This is a genomic window from Pseudomonas sp. PDM03 (genome assembly GCF_014852385.1).
Classification (GTDB): domain Bacteria; phylum Pseudomonadota; class Gammaproteobacteria; order Pseudomonadales; family Pseudomonadaceae; genus Aquipseudomonas; species Aquipseudomonas migulae.
Genome location: NZ_JACVBM010000004.1, coordinates 192,127 through 204,242 on the forward strand (window position 1 = coordinate 192,127; position 12,116 = coordinate 204,242).

Annotated in this window: 8 protein-coding genes; 6 read left to right on the plus strand and 2 right to left on the minus strand. The window is 58.5% G+C overall.

The window, feature by feature from the left end; genetic code table 11:
- Positions 1–62: 62 nt before the first annotated feature.
- Genes IB254_RS09390 through IB254_RS09415 form a run of 6 tightly spaced genes read left to right on the plus strand, consistent with a single transcriptional unit; the run spans position 63 to position 6,782 of the window.
- The gene (locus IB254_RS09390) at positions 63–788 is read left to right on the plus strand and encodes an RDD family protein (protein WP_192417105.1); all 726 of its coding nucleotides are present in this window, start codon (positions 63–65) and stop codon (positions 786–788) included.
- Positions 785–1,762: a stage II sporulation protein M gene (locus IB254_RS09395; RefSeq protein WP_192417106.1), complete on the plus strand. Its 978-nt coding sequence runs from the start codon at positions 785–787 to the stop codon at positions 1,760–1,762. Before IB254_RS09390 ends, IB254_RS09395 begins: the two co-directional genes overlap by 4 nt.
- A complete protein-coding gene (locus IB254_RS09400; RefSeq protein ID WP_192417107.1) occupies positions 1,749–3,296 on the plus strand; it encodes a DUF4129 domain-containing protein in 1,548 nt (515 codons plus the stop codon). Before IB254_RS09395 ends, IB254_RS09400 begins: the two co-directional genes overlap by 14 nt.
- Positions 3,293–4,456 (plus strand): DUF4350 domain-containing protein, encoded by a 1,164-nt coding sequence (locus IB254_RS09405; protein WP_192417108.1) that lies wholly within the window; start codon positions 3,293–3,295, stop codon positions 4,454–4,456. The genes IB254_RS09400 and IB254_RS09405 overlap by 4 nt, the downstream gene beginning before the upstream one ends.
- Entirely contained in the window at positions 4,453–5,454 is a 1,002-nt protein-coding gene (locus tag IB254_RS09410; protein WP_008041951.1) for an AAA family ATPase, read from the plus strand. The genes IB254_RS09405 and IB254_RS09410 overlap by 4 nt, the downstream gene beginning before the upstream one ends.
- Positions 5,451–6,782 (plus strand): DUF58 domain-containing protein, encoded by a 1,332-nt coding sequence (locus IB254_RS09415; protein WP_192417109.1) that lies wholly within the window; start codon positions 5,451–5,453, stop codon positions 6,780–6,782. The genes IB254_RS09410 and IB254_RS09415 overlap by 4 nt, the downstream gene beginning before the upstream one ends.
- Here IB254_RS09415 and IB254_RS09420 read toward each other — a convergent pair.
- Together IB254_RS09420 and IB254_RS09425 are read right to left on the minus strand one after the other, a co-directional pair.
- Positions 6,777–7,349 carry a hypothetical protein gene (locus IB254_RS09420; RefSeq protein ID WP_192417110.1) on the minus strand — a complete coding sequence of 191 codons (573 nt, stop codon included), beginning with the start codon at positions 7,347–7,349 and terminating at the stop codon, positions 6,777–6,779. The genes IB254_RS09415 and IB254_RS09420 overlap by 6 nt on opposite strands.
- A 41-nt stretch (positions 7,350–7,390) precedes the next feature.
- Positions 7,391–12,019 (minus strand): neuraminidase-like domain-containing protein, encoded by a 4,629-nt coding sequence (locus tag IB254_RS09425; protein ID WP_192417111.1) that lies wholly within the window; start codon positions 12,017–12,019, stop codon positions 7,391–7,393.
- Between the last annotated feature and the right edge of the window lie 97 nt (positions 12,020–12,116).

Sequence of the window (12,116 nt, forward strand, 5' to 3'; positions counted from 1 at the left end):
CGTGAGGCTGCTAGCATCGGACGCACAGAGAATCCCGATCAGGCCACATCATCAGGTTGCCCATGCTCGAGACCACAGCACTGCAAAGGAAAGCGACGCTGTCCCCGCCACTGGATACGCGGTATCAGGTTGAAACGCCGGAAGGCATCGACTTGCCACTGCGCCCGGCCGGGTTGATGGTCCGTGCGCTGGCGTTCTCCATCGACCTCGGGCTGCGCGGGCTGATTCTGGGTCTGCTGTTTATCGTCCTCGCGTTTCTGGGGAAACTCGGCGCAGGGCTGGGCTCGATCCTGCTGTTCGCAGTGAGCTGGTGGTACATGGTGTTGTTCGAAGTGCTCAATCAGGGGCGCTCGCCGGGCAAGCAATGGATGGGCCTGCGGGTGGTGCAGGATGACGGCACGCCGATCGGCTGGTCCGCTTCGCTGTTGCGCAACCTGCTGCGATTTGTCGACCTGTTGCCGTTCGGCTATTTCCTCGGCGCCATCAGTTGCCTGCAGCACCCCAGCTTCAAACGCCTCGGCGACGTGGCCGCCGGCACGCTGGTCATCTACCGCGAACAGCCGCTCACCCGACCGCAAGTGCCCGACGCCGAACCGCGACGTCCGGCCTTCGCCATGACGCTGACCGAGCAACGCGCCATCCTCGGGTTTGCCGAACGCCAGGGTGAACTCTCCGAAGCGCGGGTCAATGAACTCGCTTCTATCCTCGCCCAACCGTTGAACGTCCCTGCGCCACGGGCGGTGGCGGAACTCAACGGCATCGCCCGCGGCTTGTTGGGTCCCGCATGAAGCAAAGTCTTTTCGAGAATCGCCACAAGGCTGAATGGGCGCAGTTTTCCCTCATGCTCGACAGGCTGGAGCGCAATAAAGACACCTCACGTGTCGCCAGTTTTGCGAAAGACTATCGCCGGCTCTGCCAGCACCTGGCGCTGGCTCAGGAACGTGGATACAGCAGTTTCCTGATCGACTCGTTGCAGCAACAGGTCCTGCGCGGGCATCAACAACTTTATCGACATCGCAGCCGCCTGGGTGCCAATGTGCTCGGCTTCATCCTCGCGGATTTTCCGCGGCTGGTACGCGAACAGTGGCGCTTCGTGCTGGCCGCCAGCCTGATGTTTTTCGGCAGCCTGATCGGCTTCGCGCTGCTGGTGTATCTGTTCCCGGACCTGGTCTACAACCTGATTCCGGCACAACAGGTCAGCGACATGCAAAGCATGTACGACCCCGACGCCGGACACCTGGGGCGCTCGGCGGAACGGGCGGCCAGTGAAGACTGGGTGATGTTCGGCTTCTACATCATGCACAACATCGGCATCGCTTTTCAGACGTTCGCCAGCGGTTTGCTGTTTGGCCTGGGCAGCGCGTTTTTCCTGTTCTTCAATGGCTTGATGATCGGCGCGGTGGCCGGGCACCTGACGCAGATCGGCTACGGGCAAACCTTCTGGTCGTTCGTGATCGGCCACGGTGCTTTCGAACTCAGCGCCATTGCCCTGGCGGGTGCCGCCGGCCTGCAACTGGGCTGGGCATTGATCGCACCGGGGCGCCTGCCACGCGCCGAAGCGTTGCGAGTCGCGGCGCGCAAAAGCGTATTACTGATTTGCGGGGTCATGCTGTTTCTGTTGATCGCTGCATTCATCGAAGCCTACTGGTCATCCATGACCGGGCCGGCGCCGATGACCAAGTATCTGGTCGGCGCGACGCTGTGGTTTTTGGTAGCAATGTATCTGCTGTTTGCCGGACGGACTCGTCATGCGCCTGAGTGACGCGACCGTGGTGATCCGCCCTCGAACAACCTGGGAAGCCATGGACCTCGGTGTCCTGCTGAGTCAGCGGCACCGACGCCTGTTGATGACCAGTTGGGCCATCGTGACCTTGCCGGTTTTCGCCTTGCTCTCCTTGTTGCTGTGGGATTCACCGTCCCTCGCCGCCTTCATTTTCTGGTGGCTGAAACCGGCGTTCGAACGCCTGCCGCTATACATCCTGTCCAAAGCCATGTTCGGTGAAACGCCCACCTTGAAACAGGCGCTACGCCAATGGCCGCGACTGCTCAAGCCACAATTGCTCGCCAGCCTGACGTGGCGACGCTTGAGTCTGAGTCGCAGTTTCCTGATGCCGGTGGTGCAACTCGAAGGCCTGAGTGGGCAAGCGCGGCAACAGCGTTTGCAGGTGCTGTTGCAACGCGACGGCGGCGCGGCGCGCTGGCTGACAATCATCGGCGTACATCTGGAAAGTGCACTGTGGGTCGGCCTGATGGTGCTGTTTTATCTGTTCCTGCCGCAACAGGTTGAATTGGACTGGAGCTGGCAGACGCTGCTGTCAGCCGCCACACAAGACTGGCGCTGGCTGGAACACCTGACCAACGTGTTTTACGTGTTGGTGCTCGTAGTGTGGGAACCGATTTACGTGGCCTGCGGCTTCAGCCTTTATCTGAACCGGCGCACGGTGCTGGAGGCCTGGGATATCGAGCTGGTGTTCCGTCGCCTGCGCCAACGCTTGAGCAGTACCGCCGTCACTCTGCTGCTGGCGGCTTTTTTGCTGATGCCAGCGGCGCAAACCGTGTGGGCCGCCGAGCCCGCGATCTCACCGGACAGCCCGCGTCTGCTGGACCAGCCACTGACCAGCCAGGCGTCCCGGGACAGCATCAAGGCGATCCTCGATCAGCCGCCGTTCAAGAACAAGGAAACGGTCACCCGCTATCGTTTTGGCGGCGAAGACAAACCGGTCGCCGAAACCCCGGACGATGGCAAGGCCCCCGAGTGGCTGAAGGCGCTGCTCAAGTTGCTGGATAACCAGCGTTTCGGTGCATTGGCCGCCCTGATTGAAGTGCTGCTGTGGGGTACGGTGATCGGGGTCATCAGTTTGTTGATCTGGCGTTACCGCGACTGGTTGCAGGCGTTCGTCAGTCGCCGACCGAGGTTGCCGCGCAAAATTGCACGGCCGCTGCCACAGCAAGCATTCGGCCTGGACCTCAACCGTGAAACCCTGCCTGCCGACATCGCCGCCAGCGCTGAAAGCCTCTGGCAAACCAACCCGCGTGAAGCACTCGGATTGCTTTATCGCGCCCTGCTCAGTCACTTGCTGCACGACTACAACATGGCGCTGAAACCGGCCGACACCGAAGGCGAAGTGCTGGCGCGCGTTGAACACCTGCAGCAACCCGCGCTGCTGACTTTCAGCAAAAAACTGACGGGGCACTGGCAGAACATGGCCTACGGGCATCGCCTGCCCCCCGCGCAGGTGCAACAGGAACTCTGTGACGGCTGGCGGGCGTTGTTCGGCTCGGGAGCGGCGCATTGAACCGGCGTCTCTGGCTGGCGGTCGGCGTGTTCATCGCCGTGCTGTTGGCTGCGCTGAGTGTTTATCTGTTCTTCAAGGCAACGCCCTATCAGGCAGACATCGATCACGGCCCTTCGCCCGAAGCCCAGGCCAACCCTTATCTGGCCGCCGAACACTTCCTGCGCAAACAGGGCCTGACCGTCGGCCATGCCAACAGCCTCGACGTGCTGCCGACGCTGGACCCGCGCCAGCACAGCCTGTTGTTGCTCGGCGACCGGTACAACATGACGCCACGGCAGATTGACCAAGTGATGAACTGGACCCGCGCCGGTGGGCGTCTGTTGTTCATCGCCGAATCACTGTGGGATGAAAAAACCGGCCAAAGCAATGACCTGCTGCTCGACCGGGTGCAGGTGCACCAGTCACTGAGCAAAGACCTCAAGGACCCGCCACCCGCTACCGGTGAGGATCCTTCCCCCAACCTGACCAAACTGTATCTTGAGGATGAAGACGCCCCGGCCTACGCCACCTTCGATACCGCGTTCCATCTCGAAGACCCGAACAATCTCGCGCAAGCCTGGGCCAACAGCGGCAAGGCCACGCACATGATGCAGCTCAACCAAGGGCTCGGCTCGATCATCGTGGTCACCGACGCCGACCTGTGGAAAACCCCGGCCATCGACCAGTACGACAATGCCTGGCTGCTCTGGTACCTGACCGCGGACACCCAGGTGACGCTGCTGTTCAACACCGATCACGATAGCCTGCTGACCTTGTTGCTGCGCTATTTCCCCCAGGCATTGGTCGCGCTCATCGCCCTCATCGGCCTTGGTCTCTGGCATGTCGGCGTGCGCCACGGCCCATTGATTGAACCGGCGCCGAGAGCCCGTCGACAACTTCAGGAACACCTGCGTGCCAGCGCCGATTTCATCTTGCGCCGCAGCGGCCAGGAAAGTCTGCTGCAAGCCTTGCAGCAAGACATCCTGCGTCGGGTGCGGCGCCGTCATCCCGGTTTTGATCAACTCGGCGTCGCCGAACAATGGCTGGTGCTCGCACGCCTGACCGGCCAACCCACACGCGCTATCAGCCAGGCCATGAGCCCGCGACCGAAGCAACGGCTGTCCAGCGTTGAATTCAGCCGTCAGGTCGCCCACCTGCAAACCTTGAGGAACGCCTTATGAGTGAACAGATCGAGCCCGGCGCGCCTAGCCATGCCGAGCAACAACGCCAGCGCGCCAGTTACCTGGCCCAAGCGATAAGAGTTGAATTGCAAAAAGCCGTGATCGGCCAGAACACAGTGATCGATGACGTACTCACCGCGTTGATTGCCGGCGGTCATGTGCTGCTCGAAGGCGTGCCGGGGCTGGGCAAGACCTTGTTGGTGCGCGCCCTCGCCCGCTGCTTCGGTGGCGAATTTGCGCGCATTCAGTTCACCCCGGACCTGATGCCCAGCGATGTCACCGGCCATGCGGTGTACGACCTGCAAACCGAGCAATTCAAATTGCGCAAAGGGCCGTTGTTCACCAACTTGCTGCTCGCCGACGAAATCAACCGCGCCCCGGCAAAAACCCAGGCGGCGTTGCTCGAAGCCATGCAGGAACGGCAAGTCACCCTCGAAGGCCGCGCCCTGCCCATCGCGCAACCGTTCATGGTGCTCGCCACGCAAAACCCCATCGAACAGGAAGGCACTTACCCGCTGCCGGAAGCCGAGCTCGACCGTTTCATGCTCAAGGTACGCATGGACTACCCCGACGCCGAACAAGAGTTGAACATGGTGCGTCAGGTCAGCCGTTCGACCCGGGCCGACATGCTCGATGTGCAACCCCTGCGCACCGTGTTGCAAGCCAAGGACGTGCTGGCCTTGCAACGTATCGCCAGTGATTTGCCCCTGGACGATCAGGTCCTCGACTACGCCGTGCGCCTGGCCCGCACCACCCGCAGTTGGCCCGGCCTGACCCTCGGCGCCGGGCCTCGGGCGTCCATTGCGCTGGTGCGCTGCGCACGAGCACGCGCCTTGTTGCGCGGCGGCGAATTCGTGATTCCGGATGACATCAAGGGCTGCGCGCTGGCGGTGTTGCGCCATCGCGTACGCATCGCACCGGAGCTGGATATCGAAGGGCTGGAGGTCGATCACGTGCTGCGGCAACTGCTCGATCAAGTGCCGGCGCCACGTCTATGAAACCCTCGCGCCTGCTGCTGATCTGGCTCGCAATCCTGCTGGCCATCGGCATCGTGCTGGGCACCTTGCGCGCACTGGACATTGCGCTGCCCTCAAGCCTGTTGTCGATCCAATGGGGTTTATTGCTGGCGCTACTGGCCCTGGCAATACTCGATGGTTTGCGCCTCACGCGCCTGCACTCGCCCCGGATAATACGACAAATGCCCGGCAGCCTGGCCCTCGGTCGCTGGAGCGAAGTGCGACTGGAGGTTGAGCACAACTTTTCCCAACCACTGACGATCCAGATTTTCGACCACGTCCCCGACGGCCTGAACTTCGAAAACCTCCCCCTGTCAGTCGAACTTCAGCCCGGTCAGCACAGCCAGGTCGGCTATCGCCTGCGCCCGCTCAAACGTGGTCACTTCAGCTTCGATCACTGCGAAATCAACCTGCCCAGCCCATTGGGCTTGTGGTCCGGCAAACGGCTTCTGAGCGTCACCGACCACACCCGCGTCTACCCCGACTTCGCTCGCCTCTACGGCGGCCAACTGCTGGCGGTGGACAACTGGCTCAGCCAGCTCGGCGTACGCCAACGACAACGACGTGGCCTGGGTATGGAGTTTCATCAGTTACGGGAATTTCGCGAAGGCGACAGCCTGCGCCAGATCGACTGGAAAGCCACCGCCCGGCAACGCACACCGATTGCCCGGGAGTATCAGGACGAGCGCGATCAGCAGATTATCTTCATGCTCGATTGCGGAAGGCACATGCGCAGTCACGACGGCGAACTGGCGCATTTCGATCATGCGCTGAATGCGTGCCTGCTGTTGAGTTACGTGGCGTTGCGCCAGGGTGATGCGGTGGGCCTGAGCACCTTTGCCAGCGATCAACCGCGCTATCTCGCACCGGTGAAAGGTGCCGGTCAGCTCAATGTATTGCTCAACACGGTCTACGACCTGAACAGCACTCAACGCAGCGCTGACTATCAGGCCGCTGCAACCCAATTGCTGGCCCGGCAGAAGCGCCGGTCTCTGGTAGTGGTAGTGACCAACCTGCGGGACGAAGACGACGAAGAATTGCTCACCGCAGTCAATCGCCTGGGCAAGCAGCATCGAGTGCTGGTCGCCAGCCTCAGGGAAGACGTACTCGACACGCTGCGCCAGTCACCGGTGCAAACGTTGAACGAAGCGCTGACGTATTGCGGGACTGTGGATTACTTGAATGCGCGGGCCGAACTCCATGAGCGGTTGGACGCTCATGGAGTGCCGGTGGTAGATGCGCGCGCCAACACGCTAGGCGCACAACTGGTGACGCACTATTTGAGCTGGAAGCGGGCTGGAAAACTATGACACTGCCGACGTGGAAAAAACGGCAAGCGGAATCTGGCGACCATCCAGCAACAACTGACTCAACTCCAAAGGAACCAGTCGCAGATCAAACTTGAAGTCCGTGACGTTGATACCTTCACGAGTCCCTCCCGTTGCGGCGGTCACCACCAGCTCGATCTTTTTATCCGTCAATGAAAGCCCCTCAAGTTCTATTGGCGGATAAGGTCTAAGTTCAGCCAACGGTGCGGGATCTGTCGCCCCTGAGTTGACTTGTGGTTTCCTGCTAATGAAAGACTCGTCAAAAATGACCACTCCGCCCGCCGTTCTTATCGTGACGTTGCTGGGCTTAACGCCCAACCCCTCATAGCTGAACGAAAACCAGTAGATAGCCTTCTCATGGGGATGAATTGGCAGATCAACACTGCAACGGGCAGTCGCGCCATTGTTGAGTTGTAGATAAGACTTGCCCGTCACGCTGTCCTCACGCACCAGATGCGCCCCCTCGGCAGTCCAGGTCGCTTGCCACCCGGAGGTGAAGCCGCCGTGCTCAATCAGATTCCTTCCTTCGATCAACTCATTATTAGTCATGATGACCTCTCCTCTGTTGTCGTTAGTAACGACTTCCACGTTCAAGCATTTATCGACGATGAAACGGCCTGGCCCTGCGATGTGAGCAATCCTGCATTCACCCGGCTGGCTTTGAGCTTCTCGATCACTGCCTGGGTGTATGCCGTGTTACCGGCAAACGCCAGATAGCGAACACGAATGATGATGTCCATCAGACTATTAGTGAGTGTCTGCTGCGTATGCTCTTTACCCATTGGCAACTCAAGCCTCCACTTCGATACCGCGCCGGTCCCTTCAAAAGGCAGGTAGCGTTCATCCTGTTGCATAGTGCCGCCGAGATCGTCAATGGCATGGGACACGGCTATTTGTTGGCTGTTACGCAGGTTGAGTTTGATGTCCAACGGCGTACGCGCGGCATCGGGGGCGTACAGGTAGTCCAGCGAAGTCACGACCGGCTTTACCGCCGTGGTGCTGGAAAGTTGGGTAAGAATGGCGCAGGTATCCTGGTAAGGGCCCAACACTGCCGGGAATGTCACTTCGACAGTCATGATCTGCCGGCAGTAGTGACCGGGATAATCCAGGTCAAACATCTTCTGGGTAAATTCAAAGTCGAGCACCCCGTCGTCGCCAAATTTTTTCAGGACTTTTGCCCAGTTATCGTCACTCCCCTCTTCCACAGCCTTGGCATCGAACAACTGACGCAAGGAAATGGTTTTGGTCATTTCCAGACGCCGTTCGTGCCGGTGGAGAAAGGCGGATTCCATGCGCAACAGATCAAGGGCGATCGACTCGCCGGCCATCAACCCGTGATGCTTGTCCATCCAGACATTGGGGCGAACGAAGGTGGTGTCGTAATCGCCCATTTCATACTGCCAGGAAGCCTGAGTGCTCAGGCACATGCCGACCACGGCGTCGTGGGCCTGGTAGTAATGAGTCGCCATCTGGCTCACCAGCCAACGGTACAACTCGACGTTGGTGGTTCGGGTCTTGTGGAACGAGTAAATGGCCTGGGCTTGTTCGGCGCTCTTCTTGGCTTGGCGCAAACTGACTTCAGCAGCATGAATCGCACATTCCTGCGCGATGATTTGCTGATCGATTACTTCAGTTTCTGCTTGGGCTTGTTGCTCCTGAAATCGCCATTCAGCTTCGCGGCGATCATTGAAAGCCGTAATTCGTAAACCTTCAGATACCCCATAACTAATAGCCCCTGTACCGGCCAGAATTGAGGCCGAGTGCGAACTAGGTGCCCCCTTATCACCTGTTTCATTTGTGGGAGAAATGATGGGGAAACCAGCAATCGTCCCAGCCAGCGCACCAATCTTCTGAGTAACCCTGCCGACCCCGGCAGCAACCTCAGGAATAAAGGCTGCTGCACTTGTTATCCGACTAGCGACAGCCGTGCCGTCCGCTGCCTTTTCCCTAGCTATCAGCCCGTCCTTTTGCAAGTCCTTGTAGTAAGTAGCCCGCTGCTCGATCACCTCTTTACTTTTATCCAACCCGTCTTTCGCCGCTTTCAACTGATCAATCGTCGCCTGTTGAATTTCCGTGGCGAATTTACTCAACTCCATGACATGCACCTGGTGCAATTCCTCCAGTTGCCTGCTGTCACGCTGCTCCATGAACTGCAGTACCTGCTGACCGAAACGCATCAAGGTCTGTACCGCATTTTGTGTCGAGGACAGCATCGGGCGAAAACGGTAGTGCGGGATGTTCAACCAGCCACCGGCACTGCGCGACGCACCGGAGGATCCCCCCGCCTGAGCCCGTAGCAAATCCAACGGGTTGGTCGGTGGTGCAAACAATGGCAAGAACATAGGCTTACCATCGATGGTCAAGTTGTTTGCCATGTTGCTCAGGCATTGCTCAATGTGCATCCACAAAGCCAGCAGCATCTCGTTTGACGGCGGACGGAATTCATCCAGTTCAAGACCGGCCAGTTGCGGAGTGCCAACAACCCGTTCGGGCAATGTCGCGACATTGACCTCAATCCTTTGTGCAAACAGTTCCAGCTTCGAAGGCCCGCGAGATGTGGGGGGCTTGAGAATGTCCGTGACCGATTTCGACACCCAATGGCTCATGGGGGCGGCATCAGGTTTGGGCCCGAGCAGCGCCAGTGCCCGCTCATAGAGAAGTTTCGCAGCCACCAGATCATCGCGCGTCAGGCGACGGTAAAGGTCATCGGCATTGGCCAGGATGCAACGCACATAGTTCGTGAAGATGGTTTTGCGATAGATGACCGGACAGGCATAGGCCATGGCATCCGGGTCTACCAGATTGTTCGCTTCGGCACCGGCATAGCCGGGCTCCAGCAACGGCCGGCAGCGCCAGTACTGATCAATTTCGGTCAACGCTTCGTCGCGCTTGTTTTGCGGATCGAACAGATAGTGGTACCAGCGCTGGGACTCCAGATAGTTGCGCTCTTCACACAAACGATGGGCAATCAGGAATGGCAGGTGGAAGAACAACTCCCAGTAGAAAACACCGTGAGCGCTTTTGAAATCCATGGGAACCGAAGTATAACCACCGACGACCTCGACTGGCGCAGGCTCCTCAGAGTGCTGGGTTTTCCAGGAAAACAACTCATTGAGTGACAGGGCCACTTTCGATTTCAGCACCGGACCAAACGGCGAGTTGAGTCGAACCCAACGCAGTTTACTCAAATTCAGCGCCTGCAAATCCAGAAACTGTGCACCCGAGGCCTGCGTGTCGAGCAGTGGCAGGCTGCTGGCTGTGGGCGCCTGGTTGATGGTGACCTGATACTTGTCACGTCCACGCGCGCCCTTGTCATCGCCCCAGCTCACACTCAGTATTTTGCCGGCCGGGTCCCCTGGCCATTTGTATTCAAGCCAGCCAGAGGCGTACCAGTTCACCAGATCTAACGTGAAGTCCCGCCCCTCGACCTTGGTTGTGCCATCGAACAGGTTCAAACCGAAGGTCAATTTTTGAGGCTGTGCATTGACGCTGATTTTATTAACCGATGCGTTGAATCTGACCTTCCCCTGTGGCGTGCGAATCCACATTCCGGCGCCACTGAACGCTTCGTCCGGCCGTTTGAGCGCCAGTTGCTCCAGCGTTTGCTGCGACAATTGAATCTCTTTCGTTGCGCGCCACCACCCTTTCCCTACCGCAGTGAACTCCTCGGCCGGGATATTACCCAGCACACTTTCCTGCTCGGCCATATCGTTGAACAGCAACTCGATTTGCATCGCAGTAGTTGTCTGAAAATGACATGTCAACAGAACAGCCCGGGGGCCTGCGTATGAAATTTCGAAGTAAGCCAACGCCCCGTCAAATGTGTGTTGAGAGAGCAGCACGATTTCCTTCAAGTCGAAATCGAGCCTCGATGCCTGACATAGACCTTGGACCTGCAGTGTGTTCTGAATGACGCCCTGCGCATCCAGCCGACTGTCGAAGTTAAGACTGATCCCCAGCGTGCCACTGAGATCCCCCTCGACGGTTCCACCAGCGGTCGGCGGCGTGAGGACCCGATTCAGCGCAGTGTATTCATCGCGCGTGACTTTGTGCTGCAACAAACGCTGATCCTTGAACCGCCCACTGGACCAGCTCTGCAACGTCGCAACCTTGATCGCCTGTGGCTGGAACAAAGCATCGACACAGGCAAACAGCCAACCCGGAGCGGTGTCATCACGCCAGGCTTGCACACCCGGTGCTGCGTCGAGGGAGGTAAAACTGACGGCCAGCCAGTCATCAATATCTTTACGCGGGCCTGCGACTGTGACCGCCACCAAACGCATCGTTTCTTTTTTCAGAATCGCGAACTGCTCTTTGCGCAAGCTGACCGGCGTGGACCAGATGCCGTTCAATCCCAGCCAGGAAAGCCTGGCTTCTACCGTCCACGCGCCAGGCTTGGTGACATTACCGTCCTTGTCCTTCGTATCCGGGGCTTGCTCACCCTCGATGTACACCACGCTCAAACGACCACCGAACACCACCAGGCGAACCGCCAACACCTCTAAACCTGCGGGCAACTGCAGCTCTTCCAAGTCGGTCCATTCTGCCGGGTTGAGGTAATCCTTTTCCTCGTTCGCCTCATTGATGTGCACCCGAACCTTGCGCCAGTAATATGCGTAAGGCTGCTCTGTCTGCCGACCGATCATGTAATAGTGGGTGTTCTTGAAAGTGGGTTCATCAGGCTGCTCGGCGGGTGCAGGTTTGTCAGTGCTGTCGATATATCCGGAAATCAGCTGCAAGTTGCACACTTTTTCAAACTTGCCCAAGTGCTCATACAGCGCAGTCTGCACCGACGCATCAGTGATGCGGGCTTGTGACAGGTTATTTTCAAGGTCAATGAATGACTTGGTTTTTTTTAACCGCAGACCCGGTGAAATATAATTCTGCGGGTCATTCTGCAGCATCATGTAGCCCGACCAATCGCTGATATTGCACAAGCGCTTGTACCAGTACTCCAGATCGTCGTCAGAGAACTTCTTGCTGTAGCCGGGCTCCATCCGGTTGTAGATTCTGCCCAGGTAACGCTGCAGACAGGCAATTGCTTCCGCCAAGGGTGACGTGTCGACTTTGTCGGTCACCTGGGTGTCCATCAGCAGATACTGTTCGATATCGGCAATGGTTGTCAGCCCCAGTATCTCGTCGGCGACATGCCCGCGATAGTAATCCACCAGCGCATCACGACGGCGCTCTTCCAATGCCCCGATAACGGACTTTTTCATTATCTCTCTCCATTGATACCGTAATGCCTGTGAATTACGCCGCAGGGCGCTTTGCCTGTTCTTACGTCAATGCAAACTCAATAGGTCGATGACCTCT